Source organism: Ensifer soli (assembly GCF_041928815.1).
Classification (GTDB): Bacteria; Pseudomonadota; Alphaproteobacteria; order Rhizobiales; family Rhizobiaceae; genus JBHFEI01.
On record NZ_JBHFEI010000002.1, the window covers coordinates 151,622 to 174,673 of the forward strand.

Annotated in this window: 22 protein-coding genes; 10 read left to right on the top strand and 12 right to left on the bottom strand. The window is 68.4% G+C overall.

Going from position 1 to position 23,052, the window contains the following annotated elements; all coding sequences use genetic code 11:
• Positions 1-252: 252 nt before the first annotated feature.
• Complete coding sequence (locus ACEVQ6_RS03415; RefSeq protein WP_374887499.1) at positions 253-1,512, bottom strand: glycerate kinase type-2 family protein; 1,260 nt, start codon at positions 1,510-1,512, stop codon at positions 253-255.
• Positions 1,513-1,833: 321 nt separating this feature from the next.
• Here ACEVQ6_RS03415 and ACEVQ6_RS03420 point away from each other — a divergent pair, with 321 nt between their 5' ends.
• The 4 genes from ACEVQ6_RS03420 (at position 1,834) to ACEVQ6_RS03435 (ending at position 6,477) form a co-directional block, all read left to right on the top strand.
• Positions 1,834-2,889: a sugar ABC transporter substrate-binding protein gene (locus tag ACEVQ6_RS03420; RefSeq protein WP_374887500.1), complete on the top strand. Its 1,056-nt coding sequence runs from the start codon at positions 1,834-1,836 to the stop codon at positions 2,887-2,889.
• Positions 2,890-3,015: 126 nt separating this feature from the next.
• Positions 3,016-3,999 carry an ABC transporter permease gene (locus tag ACEVQ6_RS03425; protein ID WP_374887501.1) on the top strand — a complete coding sequence of 328 codons (984 nt, stop codon included), beginning with the start codon at positions 3,016-3,018 and terminating at the stop codon, positions 3,997-3,999.
• 5 nt (positions 4,000-4,004) lie between these two features.
• Positions 4,005-5,507: a sugar ABC transporter ATP-binding protein gene (locus ACEVQ6_RS03430; protein WP_374887502.1), complete on the top strand. Its 1,503-nt coding sequence runs from the start codon at positions 4,005-4,007 to the stop codon at positions 5,505-5,507.
• Between the two features lie 10 nt (positions 5,508-5,517).
• Positions 5,518-6,477, top strand: a complete 960-nt coding sequence (locus ACEVQ6_RS03435; RefSeq protein ID WP_374887503.1) for an ABC transporter permease — start codon at positions 5,518-5,520, stop codon at positions 6,475-6,477.
• Positions 6,478-6,536: 59 nt separating this feature from the next.
• On the opposite strand, the gene gloA is transcribed toward ACEVQ6_RS03435, so the two are convergent.
• Positions 6,537-6,950 carry a lactoylglutathione lyase gene (gene gloA / locus ACEVQ6_RS03440; RefSeq protein WP_374887504.1) on the bottom strand — a complete coding sequence of 138 codons (414 nt, stop codon included), beginning with the start codon at positions 6,948-6,950 and terminating at the stop codon, positions 6,537-6,539.
• Between the two features lie 164 nt (positions 6,951-7,114).
• Here gloA and ACEVQ6_RS03445 point away from each other — a divergent pair, with 164 nt between their 5' ends.
• The 4 genes from ACEVQ6_RS03445 (at position 7,115) to ACEVQ6_RS03460 (ending at position 11,247) form a co-directional block, all read left to right on the top strand.
• Positions 7,115-8,560, top strand: coding sequence for an FAD-binding oxidoreductase (locus ACEVQ6_RS03445; RefSeq protein WP_374887505.1), 1,446 nt, complete (start codon positions 7,115-7,117; stop codon positions 8,558-8,560).
• Between the two features lie 5 nt (positions 8,561-8,565).
• Positions 8,566-9,309 carry a FadR/GntR family transcriptional regulator gene (locus tag ACEVQ6_RS03450; RefSeq protein ID WP_374887506.1) on the top strand — a complete coding sequence of 248 codons (744 nt, stop codon included), beginning with the start codon at positions 8,566-8,568 and terminating at the stop codon, positions 9,307-9,309.
• 315 nt (positions 9,310-9,624) lie between these two features.
• Positions 9,625-10,368, top strand: coding sequence for an SDR family oxidoreductase (locus tag ACEVQ6_RS03455; protein ID WP_374887507.1), 744 nt, complete (start codon positions 9,625-9,627; stop codon positions 10,366-10,368).
• A gap of 30 nt (positions 10,369-10,398) precedes the next feature.
• Positions 10,399-11,247, top strand: coding sequence for a fumarylacetoacetate hydrolase family protein (locus tag ACEVQ6_RS03460; protein ID WP_374887508.1), 849 nt, complete (start codon positions 10,399-10,401; stop codon positions 11,245-11,247).
• A gap of 39 nt (positions 11,248-11,286) precedes the next feature.
• Here ACEVQ6_RS03460 and larB read toward each other — a convergent pair whose 3' ends face one another.
• The 4 genes from larB to ACEVQ6_RS03480 are packed head-to-tail and all read right to left on the bottom strand — an operon-like array spanning position 11,287 to position 15,004.
• Entirely contained in the window at positions 11,287-11,976 is a 690-nt protein-coding gene (gene larB, locus ACEVQ6_RS03465) for a nickel pincer cofactor biosynthesis protein LarB (protein WP_374887509.1), read from the bottom strand.
• Positions 11,973-12,794, bottom strand: a complete 822-nt coding sequence (locus tag ACEVQ6_RS03470) for an adenine nucleotide alpha-hydrolase family protein (RefSeq protein ID WP_374887510.1) — start codon at positions 12,792-12,794, stop codon at positions 11,973-11,975. The genes larB and ACEVQ6_RS03470 overlap by 4 nt, the downstream gene beginning before the upstream one ends.
• Positions 12,791-14,089: a LarC family nickel insertion protein gene (locus tag ACEVQ6_RS03475; protein WP_374887511.1), complete on the bottom strand. Its 1,299-nt coding sequence runs from the start codon at positions 14,087-14,089 to the stop codon at positions 12,791-12,793. Before ACEVQ6_RS03475 ends, ACEVQ6_RS03470 begins: the two co-directional genes overlap by 4 nt.
• Before the next feature lie 9 nt (positions 14,090-14,098).
• Entirely contained in the window at positions 14,099-15,004 is a 906-nt protein-coding gene (locus ACEVQ6_RS03480) for an NAD(P)-dependent oxidoreductase (protein WP_374887512.1), read from the bottom strand.
• Between the two features lie 122 nt (positions 15,005-15,126).
• On the opposite strand from ACEVQ6_RS03480, the gene ACEVQ6_RS03485 reads away from it, so the two are divergent.
• Positions 15,127-15,876, top strand: coding sequence for a FadR/GntR family transcriptional regulator (locus ACEVQ6_RS03485; RefSeq protein WP_374887513.1), 750 nt, complete (start codon positions 15,127-15,129; stop codon positions 15,874-15,876).
• A gap of 7 nt (positions 15,877-15,883) precedes the next feature.
• Here the strand turns inward: ACEVQ6_RS03485 and larA are convergent, their stop codons facing one another.
• From larA to ACEVQ6_RS03515, 6 genes are all read right to left on the bottom strand, one after another.
• On the bottom strand, positions 15,884-17,179 hold the full coding sequence (gene larA / locus ACEVQ6_RS03490; RefSeq protein ID WP_374887514.1) for a nickel-dependent lactate racemase: 1,296 nt from the start codon (positions 17,177-17,179) through the stop codon (positions 15,884-15,886).
• Positions 17,176-17,901 carry an ABC transporter ATP-binding protein gene (locus ACEVQ6_RS03495; protein WP_374887515.1) on the bottom strand — a complete coding sequence of 242 codons (726 nt, stop codon included), beginning with the start codon at positions 17,899-17,901 and terminating at the stop codon, positions 17,176-17,178. Before ACEVQ6_RS03495 ends, larA begins: the two co-directional genes overlap by 4 nt.
• On the bottom strand, positions 17,901-18,626 hold the full coding sequence (locus ACEVQ6_RS03500; protein WP_374887516.1) for an ABC transporter ATP-binding protein: 726 nt from the start codon (positions 18,624-18,626) through the stop codon (positions 17,901-17,903). The genes ACEVQ6_RS03495 and ACEVQ6_RS03500 overlap by 1 nt, the downstream gene beginning before the upstream one ends.
• Positions 18,623-19,621 carry a branched-chain amino acid ABC transporter permease gene (locus tag ACEVQ6_RS03505; RefSeq protein WP_374887517.1) on the bottom strand — a complete coding sequence of 333 codons (999 nt, stop codon included), beginning with the start codon at positions 19,619-19,621 and terminating at the stop codon, positions 18,623-18,625. Before ACEVQ6_RS03505 ends, ACEVQ6_RS03500 begins: the two co-directional genes overlap by 4 nt.
• Positions 19,622-19,662: 41 nt before the next feature.
• Entirely contained in the window at positions 19,663-20,553 is an 891-nt protein-coding gene (locus tag ACEVQ6_RS03510) for a branched-chain amino acid ABC transporter permease (protein WP_374887518.1), read from the bottom strand.
• A gap of 79 nt (positions 20,554-20,632) precedes the next feature.
• Entirely contained in the window at positions 20,633-21,847 is a 1,215-nt protein-coding gene (locus tag ACEVQ6_RS03515) for an ABC transporter substrate-binding protein (protein WP_374887519.1), read from the bottom strand.
• Between the two features lie 153 nt (positions 21,848-22,000).
• Here ACEVQ6_RS03515 and ACEVQ6_RS03520 point away from each other — a divergent pair, with 153 nt between their 5' ends.
• Positions 22,001-22,987 carry an aldo/keto reductase gene (locus ACEVQ6_RS03520; protein ID WP_374887520.1) on the top strand — a complete coding sequence of 329 codons (987 nt, stop codon included), beginning with the start codon at positions 22,001-22,003 and terminating at the stop codon, positions 22,985-22,987.
• Positions 22,988-23,052 lie beyond the last annotated feature (65 nt).

Below are 23,052 nucleotides of genomic sequence, written 5' to 3' on the forward strand. Positions count from 1 at the left end.
CTTTTCCGGCGGCATCCCGATCCCGCCGCATCGAGGCCGGTCGCAGGTCAGTCCTGTGTTCTCAGGGATAAAAACGGAAAAAGGCCGGGCAGAACCCGACCTCTCCTACTCGTCTCGACAGCGGTGCCAGTACATCCGTGGTCACCAGCCGGAAACGAATTCCGTAACCGATGATCAACAGATAGAGGGTGATCGTGACGCTTTCAAGACAGAGCGTGCCTTTTCTGTCCGATCGCGCCGGTTTGTCCATCCTCAGCGGATCAGGATGGCACGGAAGTCGTTGACGTTGGTGCCGGTCGGCCCCGTGATGAGCAGGTCTCCGATGCTGTCGAAGGCTGTCCAGGCGTCATTGCCGGCGAGCAGCGCGCGCGCGTCGAGGCCGGCGCCGCGCAGGCGGGCGACCGTGCCGCCATCGGCAAAGGCGCCGGCATTGTCCTCGGACCCGTCGATGCCGTCGGTATCGGCGGCAAGCGCCTCTATGCCGTCGACGCCGTTGATGGCGAGCGCGAAGGCGAGGAGGAATTCGCTGTTGCGACCGCCCTTGCCCCTGGCGCGAAGGGTGACCGTCGTCTCGCCGCCGGACAGAAGCAGCACCGGCCGGGTGAAGGGCCGGTCACGGTGTGCGATCTCGCGGGCGATCGCGGCATGGACGAGGGCGACGTCGCGCGCTTCGCCCTCGATCGCGTCGGAGAGGATCGCCGCCTCGATCCCCTGCCGCCGCGCCTCCGCCGCGGCCGCCTCCAGCGAGACGGAGGCGGAGGCGACGATATGAACCGAATGGCCGGCAAGGCGCGGATCGTCCGGAGAAAGCCCGTCCGCCGCCGGCGAGCGGAGATGGGCCATTACCGCGTCCGGCAGCACCATGCCATAGGTCTCGACGAAGGCGAGCGCCTCGGCGCGGCTGCCGGCATCGGCCACCGTCGGGCCGGAGGCGACCATCGCCGGATCGTCGCCGGGAATGTCGGAGACGATCAGCGAGACGACGCGCGCCGGATGGGCGGCGGCGGCAAGGCGTCCGCCCTTGATCGTCGAGATGTGCTTGCGGATCGTGTTCATCGCCGAGATCGGCGCGCCGGAGGCGAGCAGCGCCTCGTTGACGGCGATCTCCTCCGCCAACGTGATGGCGCCGGCCGGCGCCGGCAGCAGGGCGGAACCGCCGCCGGAGATCAGCGCGATGACGAGATCGTCCGCGGTCAGGCCCCGGACCGCCTCCATCAGCCGGCGCGAGGCGACGAGGCCGGCGGCGTCCGGGACCGGATGGGAGGCCTCGATGATCTCGATCCTCCGGCAGGGCGCGCCGAAGCCGTAACGGGTGACGACGACGCCCTCGAGCGGGCCTTCCCAAAGCGATTCCAGCGCGGCGGCCATCTGCGCCGAACCCTTGCCGGCGCCGACGACGATGGTGCGGCCCTTCGGCCGTTCGGGCAGGTGCCGGGCGATACCGTCGAGCGGATCGGCGGCGCGCACGGCGGCGTCGAAGGTGGCGCGAAGAAGGGCTCTCGGATCGGTCATCGGCTGTTCCGCTGGCTGGTGTTGCGACCGTGTCGCGGCGCTGACGGCCGACACTCGATGGCGGGAGGGAAGAGAATGCGGGCGCTCAGTGCCGCCCGGCGCCTCGGCCGGACGGCTTCGGCGGCGCAACATCGCAAGTCCCTTGTGTCGCGTCAAGAGAAGGGGTAAGGTTCCCGTCTTGAAGGGTTGTCGTACAACAGAGGAGCGTTGACGACAGGTCTTCGCAGCCGCCCGCCGCCCGGAGGAACAGGAGCGCGGCAGGCGGAAGATGTCGTTTCAACGGGAGGATCGAGAATGCAGGACCAGTGGACTTCGACGCGCATGGGAGAAATCAGGCGCCGCACCCTCTTGCTCGGGGCCGCGGCGGGGCTGGGTATCGCCGCCCTGCCGAAACGCCTTTACGCGCAAGGGGCGCCGACGCTGGTGACCTCGATCCGCTCGCTTTCGAACCCCTATCACGCGGTGTGGAAATCCGGGGCTGAGGCCTTCGCCACGTCCGTCGGCCTCGAGCATGTCACGCTCGTCTCCGAGGGCAACAGCGAGAAGGGCATCGCCGACATCAAGGCGATGCTGGCGAAGACCGGCGGCAACATGGTGCTGAACTCGGATCCGAACGACACGCCCGACGCCCGCCCGATCGTGGAGGCCTGCAAGGCGGCCGGGGCCTATGTCGTCACCCAGTGGAACAAGCCGGCCGACCTGCATCCGGTCGATTTCAGTCCGAACTATGTCTCGCACATCGAGTTCGACGGGATCGCCAGCGGCAAGCAGATCGCCGAGATCCTGTTCAAGACGATCGGCGGTTCGGGCGGCATCATCGCGCTTGGCGGCATGATCTCGACCACGGCGGCGATCGAGCGCAAGAAGGGGCTCGACGAGGCGCTCGCCGCCCATCCCGACATCAAGCTGCTCGATTTCCAGGTGGCCAACTGGAAATCGACCGAGGCCTTCGACCTCACCTCCAACCTGCTCACCCGCTTCGGCGACGAGATCAAGGGCATCTGGGCCGCCAATGACGACATGGGCGTCGGCGCGCTGGAGGCGCTGCGCGGCGAGGGGCTGGCCGGCAAGGTTCCGGTCGTCGGCATCGACGGGATCAAGACGGCGGTCGATGCGGTGCGCAGCGGCGAATTCGCCTGCACCATTACCTCCGACCCCTTCTGGCAGGGCGGCATGGGGCTGGCGATCGGGCTGGCGGCGCTGCAGAAGAAGTTCGACCCTGCAAGCGAGCCGCCCGAGCACCGCGAGTTCTACGGCAAGGTCGTGACGATCGCCAAGGACAATGTCGAGGAGTATTACAAGACCAATGTCGAGGCGCAGCCGAGCGTCGACTGGAACGACCTCTGGGGCCGTGTCGTCGGGCCGATCCGCGTCTGATCGCGCCACGCCCCTGCCGGCGGCGCCTTGAAGTGCCGCCGGTGCCCCGTCTTTCCCGGAGTATGGTCATTGTCCCTGAATTCTGAAACCATGAAGCCCGTTGCCGGAGGGGAACGGGAGGCATCGATGGGTGGGTTTTTCGCGCGCGCGCTTTCGGGCAGGAATGCCGCGCGGCTTCGGGCCTTCGCGCCGCTGGTGGTGCTGGTCGTGCTCTGCATCCTGATCAGCATCGCCAATCCGAATTTCATCGAGCCGCGCAATCTCGTGCGCATCGCCAATTCCGCCGCGGTGCCGCTGACGCTCGCCATGGGCATGACCTTCATCATCCTGATGGGCAGCATCGACCTGTCGGTCGAGGGCGCGCTGTCGGTCGCGGCGATGGTGCTGGTGCTGCTCGCCGCGAACGATGGCAACGGCAACGACTATGGCTGGCTGGCGGTTCTGGCCGCCATCGCCGCGAGCACGGCGATCGGGCTGCTGAACGGCATCGTGCAGACGGTGCTGCGCATCCCCTCCTTCATGACGACGCTCGGCGTCTGGTTCATCGGTCTCGGCCTCGCCGTCTTCATGCTCGGCGGCTCGGCCGTCCGGCTGATGGACGGATCGATCCGGGCGCTGGCGCTGGAACGGTTCCTCGGCCTGCCGATCGCCGTCTGGGTGGCGGCCGGCGCCTTCCTCTTCGCGATCGTCGTCCAGTACCACACCCGCCTCGGCCGCCACATCCTGGCGCTCGGCGGCGGTGAGGACGTGGCCGAGCTTTCCGGCGTCAATCCGCAGCGCGTGCGCATCATCGCCTTCGGGCTCGCCGGCTTCTTCTTCGGCATTGCCGGCGTGCTGTCGGCTGCCCAGCTCGGCCAGTCGAACGCGGTCATCGCCGATGGCCGGCTGTTTGCCGCCGTCACCGCCGTCGTCGTCGGCGGCACGGCACTGACCGGCGGCGAGGGCGGCGTGCTCAACACGCTCGTCGGCGTGCTGATCGTCACCGTGCTCGCCAACGGCATGGTGCTGCTCGGCATCTCCCCTTACGTCCAGCAGACCGTGCAGGGACTGATGATCATCGCCGCCGTGGCGCTGTCGCTCGACCGTATCCGCCTGAAAATCGTGAAGTGAGCGCCATGCTGTCCGTCCAGGCCATTTCCAAATCCTTCCTCGGCGTTCAGGCCCTGAAGAATGTCAGCGTCGACATCCGCGAAAACGAGGTCGTCGGCCTGATCGGCGAGAACGGCGCCGGCAAGTCGACGCTGATGCGCACGCTCGCCGGCACGCTCCGGCCCGATTCCGGAACGATGACGCTCGACGGCGCGCCGCTGAAGCTGCGCGGCACCCGCGACGCCGCCCGGTACGGCATCGGCATGGTGTTCCAGGAGCAGTCGCTGCTGCTCAATCTCTCCGTCGCGGAGAACATCTATCTCGGTCAGGAAGACCGGTTCACCCGGCTCGGCGTCGTCAACTGGAAGGCGATGCGCGCCGCCGCCCGCCGCCAGCTCGACAAGATCGGCGTCGACATCGACGTGGCGACGCGCACCTCCGAACTGAGCTTCGCCGCCCGCCAGATGGTCGAGCTCGCCAAGGCGCTGACGCTGGAAGAAAGCGTCTCGCGGCCGCTGGTCATCCTGCTCGACGAGCCGACCTCTGTTCTGACCAGTGCCGACATCGACGTGCTTTTCGGCCGGGTGACGGCGCTGAAGGCGAGGGCGAGCTTCGTCTTCGTCTCGCACCGGCTCGACGAGGTGCTGCGCATCTCCGACCGGGTCTATACGATGAAGGACGGCGAGGTGGTCGCCGAACACCGGGCGGGCGACGTCACCGCGCCGCAACTGCACGAGATCATGGTCGGGCGCGGCCTGCACACGGCCTACTACAAGGAGCCCCGGCAGAAAGCGCCGCGCGCGGACGTGGTGATCGAGGCGAAGGGCCTCGGGCTGAAGGGCGCCTACCGTCATGTCGATTTCGAGATTCGCGCCGGCGAGGTGGTCGGCATCGCCGGCGTCGTCGGCTCGGGCCGAGAGGAGATCTCCCGCACGCTCGGTGGCTTCCTGCCGCAGACGGAGGGCACGCTGAAGATCAGGGGCGAGGCGGTGCGGCTTTCCTCCCCCGGCGACGCGGTCGGGCGGGGCATCGGCTATATCCCGCGCGAGCGGCGCATCGAGGGGCTGGTGATGTTCCTGTCGATCGCGGAGAACATTACGCTCGCCGACCTGACGCCGGTGATGCGCCGCGGCGCCATCGACTACGGCCTGGAGCGAAAGCTCGCCACCGACTGGATCCGGCGCCTGCGCATCAAGGCGCCGGGGCCGGACGTCGCCTGCCGCAAGCTGTCCGGCGGCAACCAGCAGAAGGTGGTGCTTGCCCGCTGGATGACCGCCGGCTCGCGCATCCTCGTCCTCGACCATCCGACGCGCGGCCTCGATGTCGGCGCCAAGGAGGAGGTCTACGAGCTGGTGCGCGACCTTTCGGACGACGGCGTCGCCATCCTGCTCCTGTCGGACACGCTGGAGGAGACGATCGGCCTGTCGCACCGGGTCCTGGTGATGCGCGACGGGGAGATCACCGCGCGCTTCGATGCAAGTCCCGGCAGCAAGCCGGACCAGGTCGATCTTGTCCGGGCCATGGTGTGAGGAGGTTTTGATGAACAGGATATCCGAATGGTTCGGCGGCGGCGCGATGCAGGCCGCCATTCCGCCTGCGCTCCTGGTGGTGCTGATCGTCGTCATCGAGCTGGCGGCGCCGGGCTTCCTCACCGGCGAGACGCTGGCGCTGCTTCTCTCCAATACCGCCGTGCTCTTCATCCTGGCGACGGGCGTCACCTTCGTCATCCTGATCGGCGGCATCGACCTGTCGATCCAGGCGGTGGCGTCGCTGTCGAGTGTCATCCTGGCCCAGCTTCTCCCCTCGCTCGGCGTGCTCGCCTTTCCGATCGCGATCGCCGCCGGTCTCGCCTTCGGACTGATGAGCGGCCTCGTCCATGTCCGGCTCCGGGTGCCGTCCTTCGTCGCGACGCTTGCGACCGGGGGCGTGGTCGCCGGCATCGCGCTCTGGGTCGCGGCCGGGCGGGCGATCACCATCGAGGAGGGCGGGCGCCTCTACACGGGCTGGATCAACGGCACGGTCCATGGCCTGCCGGTCGTCGTCATCATCGCGGCCGTCGTCGGTCTCGCAAGCTTCCTCGTGCTGCGCTACAGCCGCTTCGGCCGCCACAGCCTCGCCGTCGGCGCCGGGGAGCCGGCCGCCCTTGCCGCCGGCATCCATGTCGACCGGACGAAGGTCATCGCGTTCGCGATTTCCGGCACGCTCGCCGCGATCGCCGGCGTGGTGCTCGCCGCGCGGCTGTCGAGCGGTTCGCCGAGCCTTGCCAACCAGTTGCTGCTGCCGGCCATCGCCGCCGTCATCGTCGGCGGGACCGCGATCACCGGCGGCCTCGGCGGGGTCGGGCGGACGGCGGTCGGCGCGCTGATCATCTCGATCGTGCGCATCGGCATGACCTTCGTCGGCGTCAACATCTTCTTCGAAAACGTCGTCTTCGGCGCGGTCCTCATCATCGCCGTCGCCATCACCATCGACCGCAGCAAGATCGCGATCATCAAATGAGGACGGTCTCGGGCGGGACGTTCCGGGGCCGCGGCCTGTCGCTCGGCCCCGGCGCGTCGTCACATCGTGTCGAGATCGATCAGCTCGATGCGGTAGCCGTCCGGATCCTCGATGAAGGCGATGTGGGTGGTGCCGTGGGCCATCGGCCCGGGCGGGCGGGGGATCTTCGCGCCCTGCTTCTCGAGCGCGGCGCAGACGCCGTGGATGTCGCGCACGCCGAGCGCCAGATGGCCGAAGCCGGTGCCGAGGTCATAGGGCTCCTCGCGGCCCCAGTTGAGGGTCAGCTCGACCACGGCATGGGTGTCCTCCGGGCCGTAGCCGACGAAGGCATTGGTGAACTTGCCGCCGGGATAGTCGTCGCGGCGCAGCAGCGTCATGCCGAGAAGACCGGTGTAGAACCTGATCGAAGTGTCGAGATCCCGGACGCGGATCATCGTATGCATCATGCGGAAGCCGGACGCGGTGTTGTCCATCGCTTTTCTCCTCCATCAACAACCTATCGTTTTCATTCTGGTTTTTCGCATTCCACTGTCTCTGGACATGCGGATTCACTTGAAGTTCAAAACCAGTGTTGTATGATAACCATGCAACAGGTTCAGTTGTCCAGATGTTTTCCTCCACCCCCGGAGACCCGCGCATGAATGTCGTTCCCGATCTCGAGGCAGGCAGGCTCGCGGCGCTTTCCGCCGCGCTGCCGGATGGCATTCTGATGACCGGCGCCGAGGACCTCTCCCGCTACAGCCGCGACTGGTCCGGCGACCATGTCGGCCGGCCGCTCGCCGTCGCCCGGCCGCGCAGCGTCGCGGACGTCTCGCGGATCCTGGCGCTGTGCCACGCGCACGCCATTCCCGTCGTACCGCAGGGCGGGCTGACCGGCCTCGTCGGCGCGGCGGTGGCCGATCCCGGCGGCGGCGAGCTCGTCGTTTCGCTGGAGCGTCTCGACCGGGTGCGCACGGTCAGCCCGATCGACTTCGCCATGGTGGTCGAGGCCGGCTGCATCCTGGAGGAGGCCAAGCGCCAGGCGGACGCCGTCGACTGCCTGCTGCCGATCACCTTCGGCGCGCAGGGAAGCTGCCGCATCGGCGGGACTGTCGCGACCAATGCCGGCGGTTTCAACGTGCTGCGCTACGGGATGACCCGCGACCTCGTGCTCGGCCTCGAAGTGGTCTTGAGCGACGGCCGCGTCTGGAACGGGCTGAAGATGCTGCGCAAGGACAATCGCGGCTACGACCTCAAGCAGTTGTTCATCGGGGCCGAGGGCACGCTCGGCATCGTCACCGCCGCGGCGCTCAAACTCCATCCGAGGCCGACGCAGGTGGAGACGGCGCTGGTCGGCCTGCGCTCCGTCGAGGATGTGATGGCGCTCTATGCGCGTGCGCGGCGCGAATGCAGCGATCTGCTCACCGCCTTCGAGCTGATCCTGCGCGGCGGCATCGAGATCGCGCTCGCCGCCCGCCCGGATTTTTCCGAGCCCCTGTCGGAGGCCTGTCCGGTCTATGTCCTGATCGAGGCGGCGGCGGGCGGGCGTGTCGATCTGAAGGCGATCCTTGAGGATTTCCTGATCGATGCCGGCGGTCTCGTCGTCGACGGCGTCGTCGCCTCCAGCCGGGCGCAGGGCGAGCGGCTCTGGCTGTTGCGCGAGGTGATGGTCGAGGCCCAGGGACGCGGCGGCCGTTACCTGCGCACCGACGTCTCCGTGCCGATCTCGACACTGGCAGCCTTTGTCGACGCCGCGCTCGAAGCCCTCGCCGCCCGCCATCCGGACGCGCTCGCGGTCACCTATGGCCATGTCGGCGACGGCAATGTCCATCTCAACGTCGTGCCGCCCGTCGGCATGGGGCCGGAGGCGGTGGAGGCGCTGTTCCATGCGGCCGAAGCGGTGATCTTTGATGTCGTCGACCGCTTTTCCGGCTCGATCAGCGCCGAGCACGGCATCGGCCGGGTCAAGCGGAGCGCTTTCCTGGAGAGGATCGATCCGGTCTCGCTCGACCTTGCGACCCGCGTCAAGCAGGCGCTCGATCCGACGGGAATCATGAGCGCCGGGCGGATTCTGGCGCCCCTGGCGCCAATCGGCTACAGGTGACGGCCATGACGCTGAAACTCGACAAGGTCAATCGCGGCCCCCATCTCTCCACCCTCGTCGCCAGCTCGATCTCGCGCGAGATCGCGCAAGGCAGGCTGAAGCCCGGCGACCAGCTGCCGACCGAGCAGGCGCTGGCGCTCACCTTCGGCGTCAGCCGCAATGTGGTGCGCGAGGCGATCGCGCGGCTGCGCTCGGAGGGGCGCATCTGGTCGCAGCAGGGGCGCGGCGCCTTCGTCTCCGACACGCCGAACCCGACGGTGCTGACGATCGATTACGATTCGCTGCAGCAGGCCGACGCCTTCCGCAGCCTGTTCGAACTGCGCGGCATCATCGAGGTTCAGGTGGCGGCGCTGGCGGCGAAGCGGCGCACGGACGAAGACCTTGCCGCGATGCGTGCCGCGCAGGAGACGATGCGTGCCGCCCCCTATGGCAGCGTCACCTGGCTGAAGACCGACATCGAATTCCACCGCACTGTCGCCGCGGCAACGCAGAACGCCTATACCGTGCAGTTCCTCGTCTTCGTTTCGGAACGGGTGCGCGACAGCATCCTCGCCGCCGGCAACCGCCAGCGCTCCGACGCCATGGCGAGCGTGACGCTCGGCGAGCACGAGCGCATCCTCGAGGCGATCGCGGCCGGCGATGCGCAGGCCGCCGAGCAGGCGATGCGCGACCATCTCGCCGGCGCGGCCCAGCGCGTCGGCGGCGCGGGACCTCCCGCCGAAGGAGCCGCCACGGCTGTTGCGAACTAGAGCATGTCCAGCCGGACCGGGACCGCTTCGGCGTTAGACACTGCGGCAAAAACAAAAGGATAGAGCAGTCTCGCAGAAGCGTGCTGCGGTCCTTGCGAAAAGGCATGCGTCAAACAACGGCCTGGAGCATAGGCGCCAATCCGGGGATCGAGACGCGCCCCGGGCCGAGCGTCCTTTGTCCCGATCCGGTCGCAGGCGGCGTTTCGCTTCGCCGGACCGCGCGTCCGCCCATCCGCGCGGGGTTTCCGCGTGCGTTCAACCGACGATCGGCCGGGCGTGCCCGGCCTCGTTCCATCAACCGGGAATTTGACGATCATGGCAGGAAGACTTCTTGGCAGGACGGCGGTGGTCACCGCCGCAGGGCAGGGCATCGGCCGGGCGAGCGCGCTCGCCTTCGCGCGTGAAGGCGCGACCGTCGTCGCGACCGATGTCGATCCGGCAAAGCTCGCCGGCCTCGACGGTATCGCGGGACTTTCGACGCACCGGCTGGACGTGCTCGATCCGAAGGCGATCACGGAGTTTGCCGCCGGGACCGCCGCGCCTGACATCCTGTTCAACTGCGCCGGCTTCGTCCACAACGGCGCGATCCTCGATTGCGACGAGGACGCCTTTGATTTTTCGATGGCCCTCAACGTCAAGGCGATGTACCGGATGATCCGCGCCTTGCTGCCCGGCATGATCGGCCGCGGCGGCGGCGCCATCGTCAACATGGCCTCGGTCGCCTCGACCGTCATCGCCGCGCCGAACCGCTTCGTCTACGGCGCCAGCAAGGCCGCCGTCATCGGCATGACCAAGTCGATCGCGCTCGATTACATCGGCAAGGGCATCCGCGCGAACGCCATCTGCCCGGGCACCGTCGACAGCCCCTCTCTGCATGACCGCATGGCGGCGACAGGCGACTACGCCGCCGCGCGCGCCGCCTTCATCGCCCGCCAGCCGATGGGCCGGCTCGGCACGGCGGAGGAGATCGCCGAACTCGTGGTCTTCCTCGCCAGCGACGAATCCGCCTTCATGACCGGCAACGCCGTCGTCGTCGACGGCGGCTGGACCAATGCCTGACATCCTTCCCGAACCCCTAAGGACACTCCGATGAAACTGCTCCGCTACGGCGCTCCGGGCGCTGAAAGGCCCGCTCTCCTCGATCGCGACGGCAAGGTCCGCGATCTTTCCGCCCATGTGCCGGATATCGCCGGCGCGGCGCTGACGGCGGAAGGGCTTTCCGCCATCGCCGCGCTCGACCCGGCGGCACTGCCGCTCGTCGCGGATCCCGGCCGCCTCGGACCGTGCGTCGGGCGGGTCGGCAAGTTCATCTGCGTCGGGCTCAACTATGCCGACCATGCCGCCGAGACCGGCGCCGACATCCCGAAGGAGCCGATCCTGTTCATGAAGGCGACCAGCGCCATCACCGGACCGAACGACCCCGTCATCATCCCGCGCGGATCGCGGAAGACGGACTGGGAGGTCGAGCTCGGCATCGTCATCGGCGACGAGGCGCGCTATGTCTCCGAGGCGGAGGCGATGCGGCACGTGGCCGGCTACTGCCTGATCAACGACGTCTCCGAGCGCGCGTTCCAGGCCGAGCGCGGCGGCCAGTGGACGAAGGGCAAGTCGGCCGACAGTTTCGGCCCGATCGGCCCCTGGGTCGTCACCCGCGACGAGATCGCCGACCCGCAGAACCTCAAGATGTGGCTGACGGTCGACGGTGTGTCGCGGCAGGACGGGTCGACGCGGACGATGATCTTCACCGTGCCCTTCCTCGTCCACTACATCTCGCAGTTCATGAGCCTGCAGCCGGGCGACATCATCTCGACCGGCACGCCGCCGGGAGTCGGCCTCGGCATCAAGCCGGAACCGGTATTCCTCAAGGCGGGGCAGGTGATCCGGCTCGGCATCGAGGGGCTCGGCGAACAGCGGCAGACGACGGTCGACGCCGCCTGAGGCCCGGACGGATCCCCGCCGTTTTCCGGCGGGGATCCCTCAGCCGGCCCGGTCGCCGCCGACGATGCCGGCGAGCCGCCGGGCCTGGCCGATCACGCGCAGGGCGGCGGATGCGGCGCCGTAGCCGCTGTCGATATTGGTGACGACGAGGCCCGGCGCGCAGCTCGCCAGCATGGCGTTGAGCGCGGTGCGGCCGCCCTCGGCGGCACCGTAGCCGATCGAGGTCGGGACGCAGATCAGCGTCGACGCCGTCAGGCCGCCGAGGACGCTCGCAAGCGCCGCATCCATGCCGGCGACGGCGATGACGACCGGAAAATTTCGGATCTCCTCGATCCTTTCCATCAGCCGCCAGAGGCCGGCGACCCCGACATCGACGATCAGCGTCGCCTCGACCCCGGCATGGCGGAGCGTGCGCGCCGCCTCGCGCGCGACCGGCGCGTCCGTGGTGCCTGCGGCGACGACGGCGACCGCGCCCCGCACGGCGACCGGCCGCAGCGGCCCGAAGAAGGCAGTGCGCGAGACAGGACAGCAATCTAGCGCGGCGCGATGACGCTCGGGCAGCTCGCGGGCCAGTGTCTCGTCGAGCCGGGTCAGGAGCAGGCCAGCCTTGCGCGCCTGGGCCTGATCAAGGATGAACGCCAGCTGCGCCGGCGACTTTCCGGCGCAGAACACCGCTTCGTCGAGGCCGATGCGTCCGGCGCGGTCGAAATCGAACACCACCTCCGTCATCCGGCCGGCACCCCGACAAAGGCGCTGCCGTTGCGGTAGGAGGCGAAGCGGATGCCGCGCGCTGCAAGGCGCGGCGGCAGCAGGGCGGCCACGGCGGCGGCGATCTCCCTTTCCCCGCTGCCTTGGACAAGGTCGAGGCTCGCGGGGTCCAGCTCGATGAAAATGCCGTTCCGCCGAACGCGGCAGCGCACGGTGCCGGGTGCGAGGCGGCGGGCGACGAGATGTTCCGTGAGGCGGCGTTCGACCGCATCGATCGCGAGCAGCATCTCCGGCTCGATTTCGATCGCCGTCTCGACGCGGCTCGACAGGCAGGGCGAGGCCGGCAGTTCGGCGAGGCCGTCGAGGCCGAGGTCCCTCGCCAGCGCCCGCACCATCGCCTTGTCGAAGCCGGCTTCGAGATAGGGATGGCGCACGCCATGGTCGCGCGCCGCCGCCAGTCCCGGGCGGTATTCGGCAAGATCGTCCCCGTTGGCGCCGGACAGGACCTGCCGGTCGGTGAGCCGCGCGATCGCGCCGTAGAGATGGCCCTTGCAGAAGAAGCACCGGTCGACGGGATTGGCGCGATAGGCGGGGTCGGCCATCTCGCCGGCGTCGATCAGGCGCAGCGTCCAGCCTTCCCGCGTGGCCCAGGTTTCGACCCGCGCGGTCGCGGCGGCGGGCACGGCGGCGGAGACCGCGTGGACGGCCAGCACCTTCTCCGGCCCGAGCCGGCGATGGGCCAGCGCGGCCAGCGCCATCGAATCGACGCCGCCGCTGACGGCGATCGCCATCGGCCCGATCGTTTCCAGGAGGCCGGCGAGCCGCTCCATCGTCGTCATGCCTCGTCCTCCGCCGCCCGGCGCAGCCTGTCACGCGACCGGCGCCCGGGGATGGCGGCGAGGTCGTCCGCCTCGACCTTGGTGCCCCGGCCGTCCGGCCGCTCCACCTGCTTCAGCCGCAGCGCCATGCCGTCGACCTCCGCCATCACGGCCGAGCGCGGCAGCAGCGCACGGCGGATTTCGTGATGGCGGACGCCGATGGTCGCGGTCTCCTCGAAGATGCGGCGCAGCACCTCGTCGCGCGCCGCCGGCCTGGCCAGCACCGTCAACCGCGTCATCATCCGCCCCTTCTTGCCGAAGACCGGCGCCTGTACCACGTCGAGAACGCCCGGTTCCGCCCGCAGATGTGCGACGGCGATGGCGAGGTCCTCGCCGCTCTGGTCGTCGATCTCGCATTCGAGGCTGGCGACCCGGTCCTCTGTCGCATTCTCGGCCGTCTCGAAGGACAGGACGCGCAGGCAGTTGCTGACGCCCGGAAGCCGCCGCGCGCCGAAGCCGTGGCCCGAGCCGGTCAGCCGGCGCGGACCGTCGCGCCGGACGGGCGGATGGCAGAGGTGCCTGAGGATCGCCGCGCCCGTCGGCGTGACGCGCTCGCCGGCGATGCCGTCGTCGATGGTCTCGAATCCTTCGAGGAGCCGCGCGGTCGCGGGCGCCGGTACGGGCAGCAGGCCGTGGCTGCCGCGCACCCGGCCGGAACCGAGCGGCAGCGGCCCGACGGTGACGCGGCTCGCCCCGATGGCCTCGATCAGGATCGCGGCCGCAACGATGTCGGCGATCGAATCCCAAGCACCGACCTCATGGAAGCGCACCGTATCGACCGTCGTCCCGTGCACATGTGCCTCGGCTTCGGCGAGGTGGGTGAAGATCGCCACCGCATGGCGGATCACGCCCGGCGCCAGCGCCGATCCTTCGAGGGCGGCCCGTATCACCCGCCAGTCGGTGTGGCCGTGGCCGCCGTCGTGACGATGTTGCGCTTGACGATGCGGATGGCGGTGGCCATGCGGATGATCGTGATGATCGTGATGATCGTGATGATCGTGATGATCGTGATGATCGTGATGATCGTGATGATCGTGCGGTGCCGGCGCGGCCGTGTCCCTCGCCACGAGGAAGCGCCGCCCGGTCAGCACGCCGTCGGAATGCGTGGTGACGTCGAGCCGCACGCTGTCGATCAGCGGGCAGGCGGCCATCTCTGCCCTCAGGCGTCCTTCGAGGTCCGGCCTGAGATCGAGAAGGGCGGCGACGATCATGTCGCCGGCCGCACCGCCGAGCGGATCGAAGTGGATCTCGGCCATAGGGTCGCCTTACTCCGTTGTCTTGACGGCGAGCGTGACCCCGTTCAGTCCGGCGATCACGTCGGAGAGCATCGGCACGACGCCGTCGCCATGGCCTGCGGCCACGGCGCTCGCGAAACTGTTGCGCACGGCCGCGCCGATCGGGTTGGCGACCTGCGCGCTCTGGGCGTAGGCGGCGAGGTAGGTCATGTCCTTCAGCGCGTTGCGCATGGCGAAGCGCAGCGCATTCGGGTTGCGGTTCAGCACATATTCGAAGAACATCTGGTAGAAGCCGCAATCCATGCGGCTGCCGCGCAGCACGCTGTCGATCACCTGCGGCGTCAGCCCCGCCTTGGCGCCGAGCATCAGCGCTTCCGAATAGATGGTCGAATAGCCCATCGAGACGAAGTTGTTGATCAGCTTCATCGTGTGCCCGCTGCCGGTCGGCCCCGTCCGGGTGACGCGGGCGCAGAACGCGTCGAGCACCGGCTTCGCCCGGGCGAAATCCGCGTCCGAGCCGCCGATCATGCAGTCGAGCGCGCCCTCGGCCGCTTCCTTCGGTGTGCGGGCGAGCGGCGCGTCGACGAGCGTGATGCCGCTTTTCGCCAGTTCCTCGGCGAGCGGCACGGTGACGGCCGGGTTGGAGGTCGAGCAGTCGATGACGAAGAGCGGCTTGCCGGCGCTGGCAAGGCCGTCCCTGCCCTTGATCGCCGCCTCGACCTCTGGCGAGCCGGTGACGCAGAGGATGACGATGTCGCTTTCGAGCGCCATCGCCTTCGGCGTCGCCACCTCGCGCGCGCCTTCGGCGACGAGCCGCTCCACCGCCTCGCGGCTGCGATGGGCCATCACCGTCAGGGTAAAGCCCTTGCGCAGGAGATTGGCGGCCATGCCGGAGCCCATGGCGCCGAGCCCGATGAAACCGATCCGTTCCGTCATGATCTTTCCTCCCTGAAAGACGGGGCCGCGCCCGAAACGTGGCCTGTTTTGCTTTTCTCGCCGCCATCGGCTAGCAGGGAAAGCGAAAGAGCATTCCTACTGGGCGGAGGCGTGTCACAGAGATGGCGGACAAGGATGCAGCGGTCTTCGGCACCATCCCGCAATCGCAGAACCTGCGCAGCGGCCTCGTCGACACGCTGATCGCGCAGATCGAATCCGGCGACCTCGCCCCCGGCCAGCGCCTGCCGACCGAACAGGCGATCATGGCGGCGACGGGGGTGAGCCGCACGGTGGTGCGCGAGGCGCTGGCCTCGCTCAGGGCCAAGGGGCTGATCACCACGCGCCAGGGGCTCGGCGCCTTCGTCGCCAGCGATCCGAAGCCGCGCGCCTTCTCGATCGCCGTCACCGACGTCGAATCGATCGACGACGTGCTGAGCGTGCTGGAGCTGCGCATCGGCATCGAGGTGGAGGCGGCCGGGCTCGCCGCACTCCGGCGCACGGAGGAGGATCTGGAGCGGATGCGCGTCAAGCTCGACGCGCTCGACCGGTCGATCCTTGCCGGGGGCAGCGGCTCGGAGGAGGACTTCGCCTTCCACCGGGCGATCCTGGTCGCCACCCGCAATCCCTACTACGCCCGTCTGTTCGATACGTTCGGCTCGGTGATGGTGCCGCGCCAGTGGGCGCGTTTCGACACGATGGACGAGGCGGAAAGGGCCGCCCACATGGCGAGGATGCGCCGCGAACACGGGGCGATCTTTTCCGCCATCCGCGACGGCGACGAGAAGGCGGCGCGCCGGACGCTGCGCAACCACCTCGGCCGCAGCGCCCAGCGTTTCGCCGAACTGCGCGATCTCGCCGGCGGCGCGCGCTGAGCGCGCCTCAGGCGGCAAGGTGCGGAATGACATAGGGGCCTTCCGGGATGATCGCGACATGGCGGTCGCCGCTGCGGCGGATGCTCGCCGCGATCGCCCCGGTCAGGTCGCCGATCATCTCGACGCCGGTCAGCCGCCGGTCGTCCCCGGCAAGGCCGGTGGTGAAGAGTTCGATCCGGCCGACGCGCATCGGCTTCAACTGCATCTCCGTCTGCCACTCGTCGATCTCGGCCAGCGACTTCGCCGTCAGGGTCGAAAGAAACCGCTCGGCCCCGAGCGCGACCAGCTTCCCTTGCGCCTCGCGGAACTCCGGCGAGCCGAATCCTTCCGAACATTCGGACGCCATGATCAGCGTGCCGCCGGGCGCGAGGATGTCGAGCGGCGTCACCATGCCCTTGATCGTCTGGTAGTAGGTCTTGTCGAGCGGGTAGCCGGCGGACGAGGTGACGACGGTCGAGAAGCGGCGGGAAAGGCCGATCCGCGTCGCGTCGCTGACGAAATCGACGGCCGCCTGGTGGCTCTGGACGATCTCGCCGAAGGTGACGCAGACGAGGTCGCGGTCCTCGTCCAGCACCGTGTTCAGCGCATAGACCTCACCGAGCATCCGGACGATTTGAAGCTGCTCCTCGTGCAGCGGGTTGCCGACGAGATTGCACTGGACGGCGAGCGGATCCTCCATGAAACGGGCGGAATGGAAAGTGCGGATCGTCTCGTGATGGGCGACGCCCGGCGCGATCACCTTGCGCCCGCCCGACCAGCCGGCCATGAAATGCGGCTCGACGAGGCCGGTGGCGATCCTGAGGTCGGCCTCGACGAACAGCCGGTCGAGCCTGACCGGCGTGGCGCGTGTCGGCGTGACGCCGAGATTGACATGGTCGTCCTCGTTGCGGGCGTCGTGGTTGCGGATCTCGACATGTTCCAGCACCCAGGGGTCGCCGACGAGTTCGGCGAGCTCGTCGCCGAGGTTGGGGCGGTGCAGGCCGGTTGCGACGAGAATCGAAATCCGGTCGAGCGGAATGCCGGAGGCGACCATCGTCTCGATCATCGGCCGTAGGAACAGCCGGTTCGGTACGGGCCTCGTAATGTCGCAGATCAGGATGCAGGCACTTTTCCGCCCGCGTGCCAGTTTCGACAGGGGCGCGGCCGCGATCGGTTGCTCCAGCGCCTCGCGGATCGCCGTGGCCGGATCGGCGATCTTCGGAAGCGGACGCTTACGGATCACGGTCGCCTCGGCACCTTCGGGCAGCGCCAGCGGCAGATGTCCCCGCCCGTAGGAAATCGCGATCGCGTCCCGTCCCATCATGCCTCCTCCTTGATCCCGCCGAGATAAAGCTCGCGCATCAGCGACATGTCCTTCAGGTCGGAGATGGGTCCGGCGAGGGCGATGCGGCCATTCTGCATCAGGTAGCCGCGCCCGGCAACGGACAAAGCGAGGCCGGCATTCTGCTCGACCAGCAGCACCGAGGCGCCGAACGTCCGGCCGATGTCGAGGATGATCGCCTTGATCTCCCTGACGAGCAGTGGCGAGAGGCCGAGCGAGGGCTCGTCGAGCAGCAGCACCTTCGGCCGCGCCATCAGGCCGCGCGCGATCGCCAGCATCTGCTGCTGGCCGCCCGACAGCGCCCCGCCGCGTTCGCGCCGCTTGACGGCGAGGATCGGGAAGAAGGCCTCCATGGTCTTCACGTCCGCCTCGATCGCGTCGCGGTCCGTCCGCGCATAGGCGCCGAGCCGCAGGTTTTCCTCGACGCTCATGTCGGCGAAGATGCGCCGGCCCTCCGGCACCAGCACCACGCCGCGCCGCGCCATCCGGTCCGGCGGCGCGCCGGTCACGTCCTCGCCGTCGAACAGGATGCGGCCGTCGCGCGGCCGGACGAGGCCGGCGATGGTGCGCAGCAGCGTCGACTTGCCGGCGCCGTTCGGCCCGAGGATGGTGACGATCTCGTCCCGGTCGAGCGTCAGCGAGACGTCGCGGTTGACGGTGGTCGGGCCGTAGCCGTTGGTAACGTTCGAGACGGCGAGCAGCATCAGACATGGCCTCCGAGATAGACGTCCAGCACTTTCGGATCGTTGAGGACGTCGGCCGTCGGCCCATCGGCGATCTTGGCGCCGAAGTCGAGCACGGCGAGGCGCCGGCAGAGCATCTGCATCAGCTTCATGTCGTGGTCGATGACGCAGACCGTGATGCCGCGGTCCGGGAACTGCTCGACGAGGCGCACCAGCGCCGTCGTCTCGCGGTCGTTGAGGCCGGCGGCGGGCTCGTCGAGCAGGAGCAGCGTCGGACGGGTCGCGAGCGCCAGCGCGAGGCCGAGAAGGCGCAGGCTGCCGAAGGGAAGGACGCCGGCGCGCTCCGGCGCGAGATGGCCGATGCCGACGAAATCGAGGAGCGCGCCGGGCGAGGCCCAGTCGTCGTCGCGCCGCGCGGTGCGGCGGCAGTGCTCGACGGCGATCCGCACGTTCTCCATCACGCTGAGGCCGGGAAAGGCCATGGCCTGCTGGAAGGTGTAGCCGATGCCGTGCTGCGAGATCGCATGGGCGGGGATGCCGGTGATGTCCCTGCCGCGCAGCGTGACGCTGCCCGCCGTCGGCCGGTAGACGCCGGTGACGACGTTGAACAGCGTCGTCTTGCCGGAGCCGTTCGGGCCGACGACGCCGAGGATCTCGCCCTCGTCGATGGCGAGGTCGACGCCGGAAAGGGCCGTGACGCCGCCGAACTGTTTTTTCAGGCCCCGGATGTCGAGAAGCGCGCTCATCGGCCGGCCTCCGCCTTCCTTGCCGGCGTCGCGCCACCGATACGCCTGCCAAGCGCCGTCCAGCCGTCGCCGATCCCGGCGATGAGGCCGTTCGGCAGGAACAGGATGACGGCGACGAGGCAGGCGCCGTAAAGGATGCGCGACTGCACCGGATCGAGGTTCAGCACTTCCGGTAGGAAGGCGACGAGAATGCCGCCGGCAAGCGGCCCGGAGAGCAGCCGCGCGCCGCCGATCATCACCATCAGCGCCAGGTAGATGCTCGGGAAGGAGGAAAACTGGCCCGGCGAGATGTGGCGGAGGAAATAGGCGAGCAGCACGCCGGAGACGCCGGCGAAGACGCCCGAGACGACGAAGGCGCCGATCTTGTGGCGGCCGACATCGATGCCGAGCGCCGCCGCAAGCTTCTCGTTCTCGCGGATCGCCCTGAGCGTCCGGCCATAGGGCGAATGGATGATCGCCCAGCTGGCGACAACGGCAAGCGCGACGAAGGCGACGACGAGCAGGTAATAACGTTCGAGCCCGCCGAGATCGGCGCCGAAGAGGCTGACCGGCTGCTGCAGGTCGAGACCGGAGGCAGCGCCCGTGACCTCGCCGCCATTGGTGAGAACGATAGTGAGGAGTTGCCCGAAAGCGAAGGTCATGATGACGAAGTGGTGGCCGCTGACGCGCAGCGACGGGATGCCGATGATCGCGGCGGCGATCGCCGCGAGGAGGCCGCCGGCCGGCAGCGCCAGCCAGAAGCCGATGCCGAGGTCGCGGGCGAGCATCGCCGCCGCATAGGCGCCGACGCCGACCAGCGCCGCATGGCCCATCGAGAGGATCCCCGTCTGGCCGAAGAGCACCGACAGGCCGTAAAGCGCGATGACGTTGATGCCGGCCGAGATCGCCAGCGACAGGAAGCGGTTGCCGGGGGAGAGCAGCGGCACCAGCGCGATCAGGACGAGGATCGCCAGCACGGTGAAGAGCGAGCGAAGCGGTGTTTCGGTATGCGTCATGGCAAGGCGCCGTTCTGTTTCATGCGGGAAGGGGTGACATGTCAGGCCATCTTCGGGCCGCTGGTGCCGCCGAAGAGGCCGTGCGGTCGGAAGAGCAGGACGAGGATCATCAGGGCGAAGGAATAGGCGTCGGTCCATTCGGAGAAGCCGTAGCCGGCGGAAAACCCCTCGACGATGCCGAGGATCAGGCCGGCGGCGACGGCGCCGGAGAGATTGCCGAGCCCGCCGATCAGGGCGACGGCAAACCCCTTCATCACCATGGTGCCGCCGGTGAAGGGCGTGACGGGGAAGAGCGCGATCAGCAGCCCGCCGCCGAGGCCGGCGAGCGCGCTGCCGAGGACGAAGACGCCGGTGATGTAGCGGCGCACCGGAATGCCCATCAGCGCAGCCGTGTCGCGGTCCTCGACGCTCGCCCGCAACGCCCGCCCGTAGCGGCTGCGGGTGATCATCAGATAGGTGGCGGCGACGACGGCGATGGTCATTAGGATCACCATCAGCCGCACCGAGGCGATCCGCACGCCGCCGATCTCCCAGACGGTGGTGAGCGGCCGCGGGATGCTTTTCTGGTTCGGGTCGAAGAACAGGATGACGACGTGCTGGAGCACGACGATCAGGCCGAGCGAGACGATGAAGCCGTTGGTCGGCCGTTCCAGCGTGAAGCGGAAGATGGCGCGTTCCAGCCCGTAGCCCATCAGCGCGACGGCGGCGACGCCGAGGATCAGCGCGAGGGGAAAGCTCAAGCCGGCGCCGACGCCGAGCCAGGTGACGATGCTGCCGACCATCAGGAATTCGCCGTGGGCGAAATTGATGATGCCGGTGAGCCCGAAGATCAGCGTGACGCCGACGGCGATCAGCGTGATGACGCTGGCGATCGACAGCCCGTTGAGGATCTGTTGCAGGAGAATGTCCACGGTCGTTTCACCCAGGGGCATGTTGGACGGAGCGATCCGCCGGGGAGGTCTCCGGCGGATCGTGACGGCGGCCGGGCCGCCATCGGGAAAAGGCGAAGCCTTATTCCGGCGCCTTTTCCGGCGGCTGCTGCATCGAGCAGGTGATGTCGCCGCCGGGCGCAGCCGCGCAGACTTCCGTCGCATGGGTGACCTGGTGCGTCGCGTTGAAGGCGAGGCTGTCGGAGACGACGCCGGAATGCTTGATCGACATCAGCGCCTCGACCGTCTTGTCGGGATCGAAGCTGCCGGCCTTCTCCCAGGCTTCCGCGAGGAAGTGGACGTAGTCGTGGTAGAGCAGCGAGACCGAGGAGGTGACGCCGTGCGGCGCGCCGGCGGCGAAATAGGCGTCGAAATAGGCCTTCGAGTTCGGGTTCGACGAGGCGCCCCAGCAGACCGGCACGCAGCTCATCGACACCGGAACGTCGGCGGTCAGCCCGCGCTCTTTCCAGATGCCGGGATCGACGCCGAAGAGGAAATAGCTCTTGGCGGCGCCGAGTTCCAGCGCCTGCGGCAGGGCGGTCAGGGTCGAGTCGCCATTGTACCAGAAGTGAATGATGTCGGGATCGAAGCTCTTCGCCTTGGTGAGGAAGGGCGAGAAATCGGTGGTCTCCGGCGGATAGAAGATGATGTCCGGCACCTCCTGCCCCTCGGCCTTCAGGGCCGTCAGGTAGAAGGAGGAGAGGAACTGGCCGGTGGCGTCGTTGCCGACGATCATCACCGATTTCGTCGGCTTGTGGCCGAGAAGCGGTTCGAGCAGCGACAGCACGCCGCGCGCGGTCGAGCCGGAGCGCTGGAATTCCTGCGGCTCGGACTGGAAGAGGTAGTGGACGTCGCCGCCGGGCTTGACGCCGTCGCTCGTCAGCACCTTGCCGAGCGTCGAGTTGCCGGCGAAATGGATGACCTTGGCCGGCTGGGTGATCTTGGCCATGGCCAGGGTGAAGTCGTGCGATTCCGAACCGAAGATCGCGGCGACCTTCTCGTCGCGCACCAGTTCCTGCGTCGCGGCGATGGCGGTCGCGATGTCGGTGCGGTCGTCGCGCTTGACCATTTCGAGCGTGTAGGTCTTGCCGCCGACGGTGATGCCGCCCTTGTCGTTGACCTGCTGGACGGCGAGCCCGACGCCGGCCGGCAGCGTGTGGCCGGCGGAGACGAAGGCGCCGGATTCTGCGGCGACGACGCCGATCTTGATCGTGTTTCCGGCATCCTGCGCCGATGCCGCCGGCATCATGGCGCCAAGGCCGAGCGCGAGGGCCGCGCCTCCCCAATAACGTGCCATCTCTCATCCTCCCGATGAAGATTTTAACCTCTTACCGGGTTGTCGTACAACCCTGTTTGCTGATAATAGCATGGCCGGAGCTTGTCAAGCGGCAGCGGGACGGGCAAGTTGACGATCAGGACATCGGCGGCAGTCGCCGAGCGGGAGGACGGAATGCGATCACGGGAATTCGGACGGACGGGAAGAACGGTCAGCGAGATCGGCTTCGGCGCCTGGGCCATCGGCTCGGCCTGGGGCAAGGTCGATGACGGCGAGGCGATCGCCGCACTCCATGCCGCGCTCGACAGCGGCGTCACCTTCATCGACACGGCCGACGTCTATGGCGACGGCCATTCGGAGCGGCTGATCGCCAGGGCGCTGAAGGAGCGCGGCGGGGAGCGGCCCTATGTCGCCACCAAGGCCGGACGGCGCCTGCCGGAGCAGACGGTCGGAGGCTACAGCGCCGAGAATCTCGGCACCTTCATCGACCGGAGCCTGAAGAACCTTCAGGTCGACACGCTCGACCTCGTCCAGCTCCACTGCCCCCCGACCGACCTCTACTACCACCCGGAGGTGTTCGAGCGGCTCGACCGGCTGGTCGAATCCGGCAAGATCCGCCATTACGGCGTCAGCGTCGAGCGGGTCGAGGAGGCGCTGAAGGCGATCGAATATCCGGGCGTCGTCAGCGTGCAGATCATCTTCAATGCCTTCCGCCAGCGGCCGGCCGAGCATTTCTTTCCGCGGGCGCTTGAGAAAAACGTGGCGATCATCGCCCGCGTGCCGCTGGCGAGCGGTCTGCTCTCCGGCAAGTTCAAACGGGATACCACCTTCGAGGCAACGGACCACCGGCTGTTCAACCGCAACGGCGAGGCCTTCGACGTCGGCGAGACCTTCTCCGGCGTGCCCTACGAGGTCGGGCTCGATGCGGTCGAGCGCATCCGCCCGCTCGTCTCCGGCGATACGACCATGGCGAAATTCGCCCTGCGCTGGATCCTGATGTTCGACGCCGTGACGGTCGCGATCCCCGGCGCGCGCAACCCGGCGCAGGCGCAGTCGAACGCCGAGGCGGCCACCCTGCCGGCCCTGCCGAAGGAGGTCATGGACGAGATCGTCCGCATCTACGACGCAGACATCCGCCCGCACGTCCACCAGAAATGGTGACAGCCTTCGGCTGGCAGGCCTCCCGGCCGCCGGCCTGATCATCATCCATGGGGACCGTCTGGGAC